At 56.0% G+C, this 18,079-nt stretch carries 2 protein-coding genes; one reads left to right on the top strand and one right to left on the bottom strand.

What is annotated here, in order from left to right; translation table 11 throughout:
- The first annotated feature begins 750 nt into the window (after positions 1–750).
- The gene (locus tag Q31a_RS03495; RefSeq protein WP_197356154.1) at positions 751–17,733 is read left to right on the top strand and encodes a tandem-95 repeat protein; all 16,983 of its coding nucleotides are present in this window, start codon (positions 751–753) and stop codon (positions 17,731–17,733) included.
- Positions 17,734–17,827: 94 nt separating this feature from the next.
- On the opposite strand, the gene Q31a_RS03490 is transcribed toward Q31a_RS03495, so the two are convergent.
- Positions 17,828–18,079 (bottom strand): hypothetical protein, encoded by a 252-nt coding sequence (locus Q31a_RS03490; protein ID WP_145074054.1) that lies wholly within the window; start codon positions 18,077–18,079, stop codon positions 17,828–17,830.

The following is an 18,079-nucleotide window of genomic DNA, read 5'->3' as shown; positions in this document are numbered from 1 at the left end:
TGATCTGGCCGTGTCAGGGCTGTCTGTAGCTGGCGAAATTTCGCCTGCCCCCCAAACAGCAATCTGATTGTGAGCGGCACCCCTGGGCGAGCTAGTTAAATACGCTTCCCGGCACCTCTGCATGGGCCTGTCGCCCAGCTGCTCCTATGCGCACGATGGTACCAATTCTCAGTAGAGTTCCTATTATGCGGGAACTTCCCGGCTCTACAGACGTCGAACGGTTACCACAGAATACCTACAGAGCCACCTTCCCTGGGTAGCGATTAGGGCCAACGCGTCCCTCTAAACATCATGTCCGGTATGATTGGGCAGTTTGAGCTGGAAAACATAGGAAGGATACGCAGATTACGTGATCTGCGACCCCTTGAAATTTGCAACCATACTGCCCGTAATTATAATCGACCCCGTATCTGAACGGGTCGCGAGGCGTGTTTACACCGGTCGTGTCGGCACTTCAGTACAATGCGGATGTTAACCAATTTGCATTGTCCTGGCTGGTGGCGGGCGGTGTGTAGCTCGTCTCTGGTACTCACTGCTCCTCGTTTTGGTGGTTCTACCACGTCGTTTATTTGCGGCAATTGGCGTCCGTGTAACGCCCACATCCTCGCTCCTGGGGATGTTTTGTGCTGAAGCTCACCTGCAAGCTCTAAGGGTTGGTTAATGGCCATCCGAAAGTCTCATTCGGCAAACTCCTCTCGTAATTCCGCTGCCAATTCTTCGCGTGCGAAAGCAAAGCGAAGGATGCGTAGCATGTTGTTGGAAAATCTGGAACAGCGCCAGCTGTTGACGGCCAGTCCGCTGTTAATCGGTATTCAACCCAACAACAGCGACTTACTGGTCGATGGTGCAATTCGTGATCAGGCTCCCCGGGAGCTGAAGTTCCGTTTTGACGATGCCCAGATTATTGATGCGGCAACACTAAGCGGCATTCGCATCTCCAGCGCTGGAGGTGACGGAAGCTTTGGTTTGAGCACGGCACAGAGCGACTTTGGTAGCAATGGACGCGCCAACATCCAGTTGGATGCCGTCGTGCCAGGGCAGACCTGGAACGTCACGGTAACGCACGCGGTGCTGCCTGCCGGAACGGCGCCTGCCATTGCGTTGAGTGGGACCAGCATCTCCATTACCCTGAATACCAACCCGGCCAGCCCGACAACGGCTAGCGGTCTGATCGCTGCCATTAACAGCGCAACCGCCACGCAGGGACGCATCACCGCCAAGCTTCATGGTGGACTGGGAACGGCTCCCCTGGGCCAGGCTGCCGCGTCGACCTACGCTCCCATTGCGATCAACAAGACCTACGACACCATCCTCACCCCGGGTGCGGTTCTGGTTGGCGACAGCCCCAATGAAAATGAAGTTACGTTCCGTTTTGCCGATTCGCTGCGCGATGACGACTATCGGATTGAAGTCTTTGGATTCGACGATCCAGCGGCTGGGATTGTTGGCCTACGCAACGTGGCTGATGAAATTGGCGGCACAGGCAGTTTGTTCCGGCCCACCATTCCTGGCACTCGGTCGGACACCGTCGATTTCCGCTTGGATCTTGGGCCTCAAGTCACTTCCGTGGTCCCACAGCCGGTGATTCGATCGGGTGGTCAATTAGTTCAACAACGGGATACCGTCGTCGTCTATTTTGACAGCGACAAGTTGTTGGTTGAGAACGATGCACTGGGTCGGCCGACAAGTCGATCGGTGGAGAATCCAGCGTTCTATCAACTGATCTTTACATCGGACACCATTCGCAACACCGACGATGCGGTCTTCCTGCCGCAAACGGTCCAGTACAATGCGGCGACGAACACGGCCACCTTGCGTTTTGCCGGTGACATCAATGAGTTGGCTGGCAGCAATGCTGGGCCAGCTACCTACCGCTTGCGTATTGGCACGAGTGAATCAACTCCGATTGCACCAGTTCGCAGCGAAGCGTCGGCGACGGTCGTAACCGACATGAACACTGCGGGAGCGGTTAAGCTTCGATTTACCGCCCGCGAAATCGGCGAAGGTGGCAGCGGAATACAAGTTGCCTTCACCAATTCAGGTAGTGGAACCGCCACCGTTTCGGTCTCGGGTCGAACGGTAAACATCAACCTCGGGTCGCAAACCCTAACCGCCCAACAAGTCATCGACTTGGTTCGCAGTTCACCCGCCGCTTCCAATCTGCTGTCGGTGGACATCGAGTCTGGCAACGCCTCGACCGTGGTTGGAAATCGCAACCTTGCCTACTCTCCCGTTACCCTGGTGGGGCTCGGAAGTTCCTTCAACACCGCCAGTGATCTAGGAGTTTTGGGTTCGGACCAAACCGCACTCTCCAGCTTAATCCTTGCTTCTGCGATTGACCCTGAATCCTACATTCTCGACTTGCCAGGTGCGAGCGATGATGCGGCTCATCGCGATTTGCCGCAGAATTTGGTCGGTGGTTTTGAAGATCACGTGAACAGTGCCTTCGGTGCCGATGCAACCGATGGTATCACGACGATCTATTACAATTTCCGCAACCTGTATTCGTTCGACAATGCTGGCAATGAGCTGACCAATGCGATCAGTCCGGCCCAACAGCAGCGCGCTCGCGAAGTCCTAGCGTTGTGGTCGAATTACATCGGCGTGCAGTTCGTAGAAACTGCCGATTTGGGTCTGACCATCGCCTCCGGCGCGATGACTGGCCTGCGGCCCGTGGCCGGTACTCAGATCCAAACCCAAGGGGTCTTTGGAGTACGGATCGATCCGACGTTTGAGAACTCCCTGTTGATCATGTCGGCTACCAACGTGTGGGGCAACGAGTACGGCGAGAGCTTCTCGCGAAACTTGGCCGCCGGGGTAGCCATGATTCTTGGGCTGGAGCGTGCCGGTGATCTTCCCGAATCGACGCTGATGCGTCTCGACCCCACCTTCCTGAATGCTTTAGACACACTTGCCGATAGCAACGACGCGCAGCTCAATGCCAGCGACGAGCGTTACGAGCCAGTCTTCCCAGGCAACCAAGACATCTTGCATGGGCAATACCTCTATCGTCCCGATAGCTCAGACATCGATCTCTACCGGTTTGAAGTCGACTTTGGCGGAGACAATCGTGTCGGCGTGCTGACGGCCGAAACCTATGCACAGCGGCTGACCAATAGCAGCCCGTTGAATACGAACCTTGAACTTTTCCGAGAATTCCAAGCTTCGGCGTCCACCACCTTCGGTGCAACGGATGATTTGAGCGTCTACTTTGAATCGGTTCGACCAGGAGCTCAAGGAAATCAACTTCAGATTTTCTTCACGCAAACCGCTCGTGGCAACGCCAGCAAGCCGACTCTGACCGTATTCCCCAATGCGATCAGCATTGACCTGAATTCCACCCCTGGCAGCGAAAGCACTGTTCAGGACATTATCGACGCCATTGAAAATTCACCAGCGGCCAGCTCACTGGTGAAGGTCAGCCTGAAAGCCGGGGACGCCGCATCCAAGGTAGGCGGCAACACCCTAACACAAAATCCAGTCGTCCTGACCGGCGGCGAAGTCAAGCTAGTTTCGCAGAATGACGATTACTTCAGCCAAGACTCCGTGCTCAAACAGTCGCTCAGCTCTGGCGTGTATTACATCGGTGTGAGTGCCAGCGGCAATAACAATTACAACGCGTCGATCGAGGGCACAGGATTCGGCGGAGACTCGCAGGGCGATTACGAACTGCGGATCACCTTCCGCGCGGCAGTCGACACCTCTAGCGCAATCCAAGATATTGCCAGCAGTGCTGGCGACAGCTCCGTTGGACTGGATGGAGATGGAGATGGTGCCCCCGGAGGCACTTACGACTTCTGGTTCCAAACCCGACCACTCAACCGCACGCTGAACTTCAACGCAGGTTCATCGCCCGCCCTGGAGGGTCGCACGGTAACGCTGGTTGGCGCCAGTGGCACTTCGCGAACCTTTGAATTCAGTTCGGACTTAAACGTGACCGCGGGTCGCATTCGCGTTCCCTACCTTCCAAACTCCACTGCTGGCGAATTGGCAAACGCTTTGGCGACCGCCATCAACCAGCAGTCGAGCCTGAACGTTGCGGCTACGACCAACGGCACGATGCTGTCTCTTGTCGGCGAACGCACGCTAACCATCGATCCGCTGCTGTCCTTGATCGATGTGGGTGGTAAGACCATCTTCGTGGATAAAACAGCTGGGCCGAGTGCGGACGGTACGCTCGCGCATCCGTTCAACAACATTTCCGGTAGCGGCGTTGCCAACGCATTCGCTGCCGCTCTCCCTGGAGACATTGTGCGTATCGTCGGAAACGGCGGAGCGGACAACAACCTCAGCACCGTCGCTGACAACGTCGCCTACGAAATCGGTACGGGCTTGCTACCCGGCACAACACTGACCGATGGCGCCACGATGGAAGTCCCACAAGGTGTGACGACCATGATTGACGCTGGAGCAATCTTTAAGCTCAATCGTGCCCGCATTGGCGTGGGCAGCTCCAATCTAAACATCGACCGCTCAGGGTCCTCACTGCAGGTCCTGGGTGCGCCACTCTTGCTGGACTCCCAAGGCAACGCGCTGCGCAATGCGGATGGAACGAACGCGTCGGGTAGCGTATTCTTCACCTCATGGCTGGATGAAACCATTGGTCTCGACACCTACGCACCACGGACGACGGCCGCGGCTGGCGATTGGGGGGGCGTGTCCTACCGCCGCGACGTCGACTCAGCGGCCGGTCGCCAAGACCTGGAAGACGAAGGGATCTTCCTGCAGTACATGAATCATGCCGACATTCGCTATGGCGGTGGAACGGTCATCGTCGATTCGGTGCAACAGAGCGTGAACCCCATTCAGATGTTGGGAACACGTCCTACCATTACTGACAACCGCATTTCGCGCAGTGCTAGTGCAGCGATGAGTGCGCTTCCCAACAGCTTTGAAGAAACCAACTTCCACGAACCCCGCTTCCAACTCAGTGGGGAATTCACAAGTGATTATGACCGGGTCGGGCCCGAGATCCGTCGCAACTCTCTCGTCAACAACTCGCTGAACGGTCTGTTCATTCGAGTCGACACGCCCGTCGATGGCACCACGCAAACGCTGACCGTTCCCGGCCGTTTTGATGACATCGATATCGTGCATATTTTGTCCGAGAACGTGGTTGTGAGTGGTGCACCTGGTGGTTCAATTCTCGACAGCACCGTTCCTCCAGCGGAATTAATTTCGACCGCAGCTACGGTCGGTGGAACACTTCTGCCTGGAACGTACAACTACAAGATCACGTTCGTTGACCGAAACGGTTACGAGAGCATCGCCTCCGAAGCGTCGCTGAGCTTGGATCTGGTGGCCAACCAAACCGCTATCTCGGTAGCAGGTATTCCCAATGCCACCGGAGACTTTATCGGTCGCCGCCTGTACCGCAGTGCTGCCGATGGAACGGGGCCCTATGAGTTGATCGCTGCTTTGGATCGCAATTCGTCCACGTACCTTGATCTTGGCAACTCGTTGGGTGGCGTACTGGCGCGGGATCGTGCAGACATCTCCGCGGTGAGTTCGACGCCTGACACCTTGGGCACCTTGGCTGCAGGTAGTTACTCTTACCGCATCGTCATGGTTGATGCCGGTGGTCGCGAGGGACTAGCCTCCAACCCAACCGACTCGGTTACGGTGGCGGACAATGGTTCCGTAACACTATCGAACCTTCCACTAACCCTGGACGGTTATGTGGGACGACGCATCTACCGCAGTTCTCTCGGTGGCGTGTCGCCTTATGCTTTGGTTGGCGAGTTGATGGACAGCGGCAACGCGTCGACTCAGTCCTTCGTCGATACCGGAGCAGCCATTCTCGATGGGAACGGGAACACGCAATCCTTGGCAGCGGAGAGTCTGGGCATCAAGCGTCCACGGTTGAACGCGTCGCTGGTTATTGACCCCGGTACAGTTCTCAAGTTGGAAGCAGCTCGCATCGAAGCGACCTTTGGTGCCAACATCATCGCAGAAGGTACCGATGGATTGCCCATCGTATTCAGTAGTAAACTGGACGACACGGTCGGAGCTGGCGGTACGTTCGATACCAACAACAACGGTAGCTCAACACTCCCATCCCCAGGCGATTGGGGGGGCATCTACATGGCTCCCACTTCGAGCCTGAGTGTCGACTACGCCACGTTCGCCTATGGCGGTGGTGTCACGAAGCTCGAGGGTACGTTCCGGTCCTTCAACGTGATTGAACTGCAACAAGCGGACGCCCGCATTGCCCACACCGTGTTTGAAAACAATGGCGATGGTTTTGGTGGCCAAGGCCCTGGAACGCGGCTCGGACGCCTGAGCAACGCTCCGGCTACGATCTTCGTTCGTGGTACCCAACCGACCATCCTTGACAACGTCTTCCGCGGCAACGCAGGCAGCGTGATCGACATTGATGTCAACAGCATGGTTGACGACTTGAAGCCGGACACAGGACGACAAACCGGGGATGCGGATCGCGATCCTAACTTCCTCGCCAACCGCGGTCCATTGATCCGCAACAACCGGCTCGAGAATAACGAGCTCAATGGTCTTGAGCTACGTGGCGACACGCTCACCACAGCCAGCGTCTGGGACGATACAGACATCGTGCACGTAGTGTACGACGAGATCTTCACCGGCAATATCCAACACGAAGGCGGCTTGCGTCTGCAGAGTGCACCGAGCGAATCTCTGGTTGTCAAATTCGATGGCTACGGTTCGAACTTCAATGACAATATGGGTGCGGGCCTTACAGCCAATGGCCAAACTGCGGCCAACACCGATCGCGTGGGTGGCACGCTTCATCTGCTGGGGCAACCTGGTTTTCCGGTGATCTTGACTAGCCTGTTTGATGACACCGTCGGTGCCGGTTTGCAACCGAACGGTCGTCCGCAAGCGGACACCAACAATGACGGGATTGGTTCGCTTCCTCAAGCGGCCGACTGGCGTGGGATTTTCCTAGACCAGTACTCCAACGATCGCAATGTGGCCATCGTACTCGAAACGGAGGACTTCACGGCGGCAGCCCCCGGTTCCAACGGTTCGTCACTTTCGGCTCAGGTCCTAGGGGACTTGGCAGCGAACACTTCGTCGAGCAGTGAGAACCTACGACTGGGCTTTGTCGTCGAAGGTGTTTTGAGCCAAAACGAAGATGTGGATGTGTACAGCTTCTCGGCGGCTGCCGGGACAGAGATCTGGCTCGACATCGACCACACGCTCAACAACCTCGACTTGGTACTCGAACTGCTCGATGCCAACGGAGCACTCCTGGCACGAAGCGACAACAGCACGGCCGAATCGCTGGATCCATCCCTATTGGTTCGCTCCTCCTTGATTCCTGCCAGTAGTGTGAACCCGCTCGCTTCGCGACTCGAGTCCACACGCCTGACCGCCGAAGGTGCACCTAAGGAAGATGGGACAACCAATCCACTTGACCCAGGCATGCGAGTGCGACTCCCTGGCGCTAGCGGTACACGTAGCACGTTCTACTTCCGAGTGCGGAGCGCGAGTACAAACAGCGATTCCTCAGGAGCTGGATTGACATCGGGTGCCTATCAGGCACAAGTTCGCCTGCAGGAAGCTCAAGAGTGGGCTGGCTCGACAGTGAACTATGCCGATATTCGCTATGCGATGAATGGTGTTCACCTGCGAGGCATGCCCGGCGAATCTCCGCTAATGGGCGAAGCTTCCGAAGATGAAAGTTCTTCGAGTGGAAACTTCCTAGACTTCCCATCCAACAATGGAGTGGCAGGTGGCAATGGTCGTACTGGATTTGGTTTCCCACTCGTCTCGGGAGATGCCAACTTTGGTGACCCTCAGGAAGGAAATCGTCCGCAGTACATCGGGAACATTCTCGATACATCGCTAGGAGCGATCAGCGTTGCCGGCGAGCTTTCCAGTAGCACAGACCTCGACTTCTACATGATTGAGGTCAGGCAAGAGGATTTGGTGGGCGGACTATTCGGCGGCTATGCGTCGGTCGTCTTTGACATGGACTATGCCGATGGTCTCAACCGTCCGGACACCTCCATCAACATTTTCCGACAAGAGCCATCCAGCAACCCCTTCAACGAATTCCAGTACCGTCTGGTCTACACAGGCGATTCCAGCAACATCGCTGAAGATCAAGCGCGTCCGTTGGCGGGTACGGACATGACAGATCTGTCGCGAGGTTCGGCAGGGACAGGCGATGCCTATATCGGGCCAGTCGCGTTGCAAGAGGGTACTTATCTCGTGGGTATCTCCTCCGCCGCGCTGCAACCTAGAACCCGCGTCCTCTACCCCTTTGATGTAAGCCCCATCAGCTCGGTGCGGCGCATTGTTGACGAGGACTTCATTCTAGGGGTGACATCCGCAGAACCTCCCGTCGTTCAGAATTTCTTGCCACGCACCGACGTCGGCGCCACGGGAGAACTCATTTCTAAAGAGTTCTCGTTGGCTGGCTACGCGGCTGCAGATTTGCCCAGTGTTTATCTGAACTACACCCATGGTGCTGGTGATTTTGACATCTACGTTCGCAATAGTGCGGGTGTCGAAACGCAAGTCGCGACGACTGCATTTGACTTCAACACACTCGACCTGAAGACGGGAACGAATTCGCTCAAGATACCTTTGGCCGATTCAGTCAAAGGCTACAATTTCGCAGGGCAAAGTGGCCTGCAGTTGATCTTCCGCAGTGCCGATGCCACCACCACCATGAACAACGTCATCATTGGATTTGGTGAACGGGGTGAATTGAATGGTGTGGGCGATGAGCAAGCTCTGCTGTTGAGTGGCTTCCTGGGTCGACTGGACATCGAACCGACACGCACCTTCTCCTTGGAAACCTACCTAGCCGGGCGTGAAAACCCCGCCCTGTCCTTCGATTATGAGATCCTCAACGGAGCATTGGATGTCTTCGTCATCGACGATACGACGGGCGTTGCCACCCGGGTGGCAACTAGTGTGGCCCAAGGACGCGCGCCGACCGAGGTCTTGTTGACCGCGGGTGCTCCGCAGACACAGTTGATTTCTCTGAATCGCTGGGCCAATCGGTCCAACTTGCGGGTTGAATTCAGGACGCGTGACAACGATCCCACCAACGTCCGCATTCAGGATGTGCATATCGAACTGGCGGACGGTTCATCTGCCTTTGACAATGAGCCGAATGCGACTTATGTGCCCGTCAACGTCCCCTCGACCACGGTCACGACCGGAGCTTACCAGCTCGAAGTCCGTATGGGAGATGAATTCTTTACCTCCAATAGCTTTGGGCCGCCAACTCTCACGAAAGCCTTTGATACCAACGACCGCCTGGCTGAGCAGATTAGCTTGGTTGCCCCAGCTGGTAGCGACCTGACCGATGGTGACCAATTCTCCATCAGCGACGGTGGCACGAAGATTGTCTTTGAGTTTTCGACGGATGCTGCGGTTGGCCTAGGCAACGTGGCGGTTCGCTTCACCGCCGCCGACTCGGCAGCAGCCATCGCCGCCAAAATTCGAGATGCGGTCAACAACCCAAGCGTGCAATCACGATTGAAAATCCGCGCGGCTTCCTCGGGCGGAATTGTTACCGGCAGTGCTGGTGACGATGCCAAGATCAACCTCTTTGGCAACGCACTCGTCGAAAGCATTCGTGCGAACAACCCAGCCGGTGCGATAGAAATCATCTTCAACTCCGGATTCTCGGATCGCAATGCACAACGCGATCAAGGCCAGGTTTTGATTCAGAACTCCTTCATCCGCGATTCGCGTGATTACGGAATCTGGAGCGAAGCCTCCGGACGACTTCAAGATCCTCGCGACAATCTGGTTAACAACAACAAGTTTACCGAACGTCAGGTATTGCAGGACAAGCCGAACGTGGTTGGTACGCAAGCGGTGCGCAATCTCTTGCTACCCAACAACGAAGTGCCTGGCGGCATGGTGCCTGGCATCGTGGTGCAGAACAACGTTCTTGAAGAGGGCGGATTGGGTGGAGTGCACATCGAGGGCGAGAATCCAATTTGGATGATTTCCCCGAGCTTCATCCCAGTTACCGACAACGACCGAACAACGGCGGCCAACTTCACCCACTTTGGACACTCCATCGGTGACAGCAATTACTTCCTCATCGACAGCGAACGGACTCGCTTGAAGTTCGAATTCGAAAACCTAAATACGAATCAGGGAAATGGGTACGATGTCGATTCCATCCCCATCGGTTATCGTCGCGATGGTGGCGATTTCTATCACCGCCTAGACTTCAATTCGACCTATACACCGTTTGGTACTACCGCACTCGAGACGATGCACGCGATTCGCGATGCTTTGTTGGGGAGCATTTTTGTCACCAACGGAACCACGCAAACAGTCAAGGTGACAGTAGCGGAAAGCCTTCTGGGGCCTGACCTAGGCGCTCCTTTAGAGACGCAAGCTTTTTACCCCGAGTATCACAATCGACCAGCGGTCTACATCGAGGGTGTCAACAACATTCAGCTGAATACGCGTACCTCCCCAGGTCTGCCGTTTGATGTTCGCTTGGTCACATTGGGCTCCAGCCCACAGCCACAAGCGAGATTGATCAACAATACGGTGATTGGCAAAGACGGACGCGCCAGCTTCAATGGAGAAGATCCGCAGGTTGAACCCAACGATACGCTCCAAACTGCTGTGCAAACCTGGCAAGGCACCGCACACAATCCGCTGGCCTACACCGCAGATGCCGTGATTGGTGACACCACCTTGGGACTCTCCGGAACCGACGTGGACGTCTACCAATTTAAGCTTGGACTTGGTGAGCGAGTCATCGTCGATGTCGACACCGTCGGCACTCTCGATAGTGTTCTACAGATATTCGACAGCCGTGGAATCGCACAAACGTTCTTGGATGCCAGCGGTCTCGCTATGCAACTAAGTGACAACAGTGCCGCTCCGGGTGAGACACTCGGCTTAGATCCTTACGCCGATTTCACCGCTACGGCACCGGGTGTTTACTACGCCGCCATCAGCTCGGCTGGGAACTCGGACTATGACCCATTGTCGAGTGCCAATCGGGTCGAAGGTGCCACCACAGGTGCCTACTCCGTTTCGATTGGTGTACGTCACCTGCAGGACTTCGTGATCACTGCCGAGCATGGTAGCGCGTACGCTCAAGGGGACACCTTCACGATCTTTGGTGTACCCGACATTGGCAGCACTGGCTCGAGTGGACGCACGTTTGAATTCACCTTCGACGGTAGTTTCACCGCCGGCAATATCCCAATCTACATCAGTACCGATTGGTATCGTCCAGACGTTGCCCGGGCCATTGCCAAGGCCATCTCTGAAGGCAATGGTGGTCAACCCGTTATCTCCAACCAACAAGATCTCCTGAACGGCACTTTCGGTACGGCCAACCCTCTTCCACCGGTACATGCTCGTGCTCTCGGTGGTCTAGCTGGCGTGATTGACGCTCCTCTCGACTCCATTGTGGGGGACCGCGCAACCTTCCTGGATACGTTCTCCGATGGTCGTTCTTTCTTCGGCGGCGGACTGATCGACGAGCTGGGCACCAACCACCTCAGCGACCGTGAAATCCGACGTCTACTCACGGGTGATTTTTATGAAATCAACCAAGGTTTGGAGCTGTTCACTCGCCGCAGCGACGGCTACCTGTTCACCACTAGCGTCAATGGCCGAACTCCAATCACCACCAGCATGGGCAATTTGGGCCTGGGCCATGACCGTGACCAAACCACTTCGCTCTCCAACACATCGTTGGCCGATGGTACGACCGAAATGTACGTGGTCATCAGCAACGCCGCTTGGGTAGATGGCAACGGAGCAGTGATCGTTGATCCAGACGAAAATGCGAACAACAATTTGGATCAATTGTTGCCTGAGACTGGCGTGCTTGCCTCGAAGGGTGCTAGCCCAACGGTTCTCAACAATGTCTTCTTTAACCTACAAACGCCAATCATTAATGAGGAGTCGCGTCGATTCCCGCTAACCGGAAGTGTAGCCCCTTACGGCTCCAACAACCCGAACGAGGTCCTTAAACCGGGCCAAGTCATCGTGGGCGGTTCCATCTATCAATACGATGAACCGGCTGTGGCTAGACTGCGGCGTGCGACCGGCATTGAACAATCTCCAACGAATATCCCCAACACGTCGTCCGATCTCAACTTTGACATCGCCGATGATGTGCGTCTATTCGTCAATGCTCAGGCCAGTCAGTATCTGCCTGCGTCCAATTCGCCGCTAATCGACAGCAGTGTCGATTCACTGGCAGAACGCTCGGTTCTGGCCGCTGTCAAGTCCTCCATGGGGCTTGCACCTGCCCCGTTGCTGGCTCCGACCTACGATCTCGTGGGACAGTTGCGAGCTGATGACCCTGCCGTATCGCCACCTAGTGGCCAGGGCCAAAACGTGTTCAAAGATCGCGGTGCACTGGACCGTGCCGACTTCATCGGACCTGCGGCCGTGCTGCTCAACCCGATCGACAATGACGCGCTCAACATCGACCAAGATGGCGCCGACTCCGTAGTGCAACTCAACGGAGGCGTCTACCCTGAGTTCCGTATTCAACTGGCGGACGGTAATGAGCCTGCCAACCCACTGCTGGGAATCGGCATCGACGACAACACCGTGGTCAATTCGGTCATTGACGGCAAGCGTCTCACCGGTGCAGCGGTCGTGGTGTTCGAAAATGGCAAGATGTTGCGAGAAGGAATCGATTACACGTTTGCTTACAACGCAACCCGCGATGAAGTGATCCTCACTCCACTGGCAGGGGTTTGGAAGAATGATCGCGTCTATAAGATTTCGATCAACAATCAAGATCGATTTGTCATCACCGCTCCTCAAGGGGACCAAGTCTCCGACGGGGACGCGTTCACCATCACCGACCAAGACGGTGGTGTGGTAGTCTATGAATTCGACAGCGGGTTCCGACTCCAGGTCCCACAAGGCCTGACCATGAACATTCCACTGGCCGGTGGTGCATTCGGTGGCATCGCTGACGGTGATCGTTTCAGTCTGTCCGTTAACGGCGTCAAGACCACGTTTGAATTCGACCGCAACGGCAACATCCTGTCAGGCAACCGCAGCATTGCCTACCAACTGGGCGATACGCAGCAGGAAATGCAAACGGCCATCATCGCCGCGATCCAGTCTGCGGGATTGGCGGTCCAGCCGAGTGCGATAGGTACAGGTCAGATCTTCCTAGGTGCCGAAGCGGGTGTCGTTCTCGACACGACCTTCTCCACCGTGGATCAGCCTACGACCACTTACGCTTTCGCGATTCCCCCCTCCGGACCTCGCGGTGGTGTCCTCGATTCCCACACCTTCACGGTCAGTGATGGTCGCAATACCGTCACGTTCGAATACGACACCGATGGAACCGTAACGCCAGGCAACACCGCCATCGATTTCACTTCGGCCATTACCGCCGACGATGTGGCAGAACTTACTAGCCAGGCAATTGCTGACAGCACGCTAACGGTGACTCCTTCGGTAGTCAGCGGACGCTATGTCCACCTTGGCCTCAGCTCCAGTGGTTCCGCTTCAGTCGGCACCAGCCAGCTGACGATTGTGGGCGTTTCACGCACGCTGCAGGATGGCGAGCAGTTCACGGTCACTGCAGGCGGGACATCTCAAACCTTTGAATTCTCGCGTGATGCGACGGTTGCCGCTGGCAATACGGCAATCGCCATTGGTGTCAACGACAACCAAAGTACCATTGCCGATCGCATGGTGGCTGCCATCAAAGCTGCCGGCTTAGGACTCAACCCCAAGAGCGTCGGAGATGGAAACATTTCAGTGGGAGGAGATCCTGGAAACACGATCGATGTGACTGGTGCCCCAGGCCTGGGACTCTTTGGAACGCCAGGTGTTCAGAGTCGGACTCGTCTGCGAGTCTTTGGACCACTCGTTTTACAGGTACCCCCGGGTGGTGCTAGTGCGATTGCCGATGGCAGCCTCTTCACGATCACCGCCAATGGTACGACTCGCGTCTTTGAGTTTGACGGTAACGGAAGTGGACCGACCAATCCCACCAACGTCGTCGTCAACTACACACCGCTGAGCACCTCAGCCAATATTGCGAATGCCATGGTGCTGGCGATCAACGGATCCGGTCTGGGCATTCCATCGAGCAACCTCGGAAGTGGACAAGTAGGTCTCGGCCAACTCGATGAGAGCCAAGTACTCCTCGGCACTTCAGCGTTGACCAAATTCCGCGGCGTCGTCACCGATGGCGAAACGTTTACCATCAACAATGGTGATATCCAGGTGGTCTTCGAATTTGACAATGTCGGCTTAAACAATGGCATTACGACAGGCAACACCCCGATTCTGTTCAGCGCCACCAGCACTCCCGAGACGCTGGTGCAGAGCATGAAAGCGGCCATCGAGGGCGCCAACCTGGGACTCACCACAACCGTCCTGGCCAACGCGGTCCTTCAACTGAATGATACGCCACGCTTTAGCACTGACACCTCGGGCGCACCGACGCTGATCAGCTCCGGTGTTCCAGGCGGTGCCAACGCTGTGACCTTCATTCAAGATGCCAGCTTTACCGGTGCGGACATGAAGCTAGCGATCATCGACGCCATTAACGGGTCGGACAACGCTCACTTAGTCGCATCGAATCGCGGTGACGCGACGCTGTTTGTAGCGGGTTCCAAGTCGGTCAGCTCGGCGATTGAGAGCTACTTCCTACGTGGAGTCTCCGACCTGGCGGCCAATTACCTCAAGCCAAACCAGATCAATAACGAAACTGAGTTTACGATCTTGATGCCGGGAATCACGCTCGACTACGGCGACGCGCCCGATCCATTCACGACGACCCAGGGACGCTACCCAACCAAGCACATCAACAATGGAGCTCGACACGTCTTCGGATCGGTCGCTCTGCTGGGTGCAGGCATCAGTGCAGAAAATGATGGCCAGCCATCGCCGGGTGCTACTAGTGATGGATTCGATGACGGTGTGGTCTTTGGCTCAAGCCTAGGACAGACCGGCATTTTCAACCGCAACGCCACGACCAGCATCGATGTGACACTCAATAGTGCCGGCTTTGTGGATGCCTGGATCGATTTCAATGCGGATGGTGACTGGGATGATCCTGGCGAGCAAATCCTGACATCGGCAAGGTTCACCGAGGATACTCTGACTCAGACCTTCTCCGTCACGGTTCCAGCCTCCGCTCCGATTCCAGCCATCTCGACTTCCACGTTCGCTCGATTCCGTTCGAGCAGCACTGGTGGCCTCGTGCCAACCGGTCTGGCAGCCGACGGTGAAGTCGAAGATTATGCTGTGACTATTGTGCCTGGCGATCCTCCAACGGCCGTGGATGACACGTACATCTTCAATGAAGACAGTACGCTCACGACGACCGATGCGCAAGGCACTGCCACACCTGGGTTTACGATCGATGATGGCGTTGTAGCCAACGACACCGATCCAGACGGTGGCGTATTGAGAGCTCGCGTGGTGGATATGCCACAACATGCGGCATCGTTCAACTTCAATGAAAACACCGGCACGTTTACCTACAAGCCGCTACCGAACTTCAATGGCATCGACACCTTCACCTACAAAGTGAACGATGGGGTCCTGCAATCGAACAATATCGGTACCGTGACTCTCAATGTTCAACAAGTGAACGACGCCCCCATTGCTGCGAACCAGAATCGCACCATTAATGAAGACGAAGTGATCGACGTCCTTCAGTCCGATTTACTGGCGGGTGCAACTCCCGGCCCAGACAACGAATCCGATCAGACGCTGGTCATCACCGGTGTCGATCAGTTCTCCGCAGCTGGTGGTACGGTTGCACTAATCGGGGACCGTCTGGTTTACACTCCGCCTAGCAACTACACCGGAACCGATTCGTTCAAGTATTCGGTAACGGACAACGGCACGACAGCGGGCGTACCTGCACCGTTAAGCACGGTTGTCACCTTCGGTCTGACGGTGCTCGACAAGAACGACGCGCCAACCCTCGGGGCGGATAATATCACAGCCACCGAAGACACCCCTCAGAGCGTGAGCCCTGCGGTGCTGATGGCCAACGACTCTCCAGGCCCCAACTTGGGCAGCGGCAGTGGCAACGAAAGTAGCCAAACCTTGACCTTCACAGGGGTCACTCCCGCCAGTAGTCAGGGTGGTACGGTTACGTTTGATGGCACGAATGTGATCTACACGCCCGCTGCGGACTTCGTGGGAACCGACACGTTCTTCTACCAAGTTACCGATAATGGAACGAGCGGCGGTGTTTCCGACCCGCAAACCTCCACCGGTACGGTAACCGTGGTCGTCTCCGGCGTGAACGATGCACCGCGTATCGGCACCCCCATGGGGCACATCACGGTTGCGGAAGACGCAGCCGCCCAAGTCATCGATTTGACGACGGTCTTCAACGACCCTGACACTCTGGATCCAGGCAGCACAGAGCTGCTGACCTACCGAGTTCTCAGCAACACGAATTCTACCGTGGTCGCCTCGAGTGTTGTGAGCACTCAGTTGCGTCTCCAGATTATTCCTGATGCGAATGGTGAAGCCATCATCGTTGTGGAAGCACGTGACAGCCAAGGTGAAACGATCACCGACACCGTGACGGTCACTGTGACTCCCGCCAACGATGCTCCGACGTTGGTTACCCCTCTGCCTGACATTACGGTCGACGAGGATGCCACGGACCCTGTCATTACGCTCAGCCCCAACTACTTCTTCGATGCGGACGTGCTTGCGGGCAACGACACCCTTACACTGGCAGTCGTTAGCAATTCCAACCCACTCTTGGTCACTCCGGTAATCACCGGCAACCAACTGACGTTGCAATTGGGAGACAATCAATCGGGTGGAGCACAGATCACGATCAGTGCCACCGACTCCTTGGGACAGACGGTCACGGACACGTTTATCTTGACTGTCAATGCGGTCAACGATGTCCCCGTAACCACTCCCGACGTATACGTCGTCAAGCAGGGAGAATTGCTGGCAACAACCGATCCTCAGGGAACGATTGGGGGAGCTAACAACGACGGCGTACTCGCCAACGATAGCGATCCAGAGGGCACCGCAATGACGGCGATCCTCGTCAGCGGACCAAGTCAAGCAACCTCCTTCACCTTGAATCCGAACGGTACCTTTAGCTACCAACATGATTTGAGCAAGGGACGAACTACAGACACATTCACCTACCGAGCCAGCGATGGAGCGGGTCAAAGTGCAGTCACCACCGTGACCATCAACATTGATCCACCATTGCCAGCGAAGTATCAAAACCAGTCCAACCCGCTGGACGTGAATGCCGATGGGTTCATCTCCCCCATTGATGCGTTGCTGATCATTAACTTCCTCAACACCACCGGTAGCACCTCCGTTGTAGGACTCCCTGAGCCCCCACCCTACCGTGACGTGAATGGCGATAACTTCATCGCTCCGATCGACGCGTTGCTCGTCATCAACCACCTGAATTCGAACAGTGGTGGGGAAGGCGAAGGTGAGGCTGCAAGTTCCTTGAGTCCGAGCGAATCGACTGCTCTATCTGCAGCCTTCACGCCGGAGATCGTCAGCCGCACGTCGGAGAACCAACCTGCCGCTGTACGCTCGATCGCTGGTAGCGACTTGGCACTAGTGGGTCCCGCCCAATCCGCAGCGGAACAGGTGTTCGCATCCATCGGTGGCACCACCGACTCCACGGGGGTCGACACCAGCTGGGTAGACGACAGCCAAGCTCAGGAAGAGGAGGGGGATGAAAGTCTTTCCATCGATCTTGCGTTGGCCGGCTTGCTGGATGGCTTCAACGACGGAGAGCTTGGTTAAAAGATTCGGTAACGAGACATCAACCGAGTCAGCTCGCGTTGAGTTCGAGTTGCAACAAAGCCATGGCAGCAACAATGCTGCTATGGCTTAAAAGTTAGGCAGCCTCGACAACAGGCAAGTAGAATGGGAACTCCACCAGAACCCCCAGTTGTCGAAGCAGACAACCCACCATATAGAAGTGGTTTAAAATGCGTTCCATTTCCCACTTCTTGCTCGCAAGAAACAGCACGTAGACAACGAACAACAGGGCGGCTGCAGCCTCCCTCGCATCGCACGACGCACTCGCTACTGCGCTGAGTGTTCTCCTAAATACATCATTGATATTTCCCAATATTAAATAGTTCAT

This window comes from Aureliella helgolandensis (genome assembly GCF_007752135.1).
Classification (GTDB): Bacteria; Planctomycetota; Planctomycetia; order Pirellulales; family Pirellulaceae; genus Aureliella; species Aureliella helgolandensis.
The sequence above is the reverse complement of the archived record's forward strand: the minus strand, read 5'-3'. Positions and strand labels throughout refer to the sequence as shown.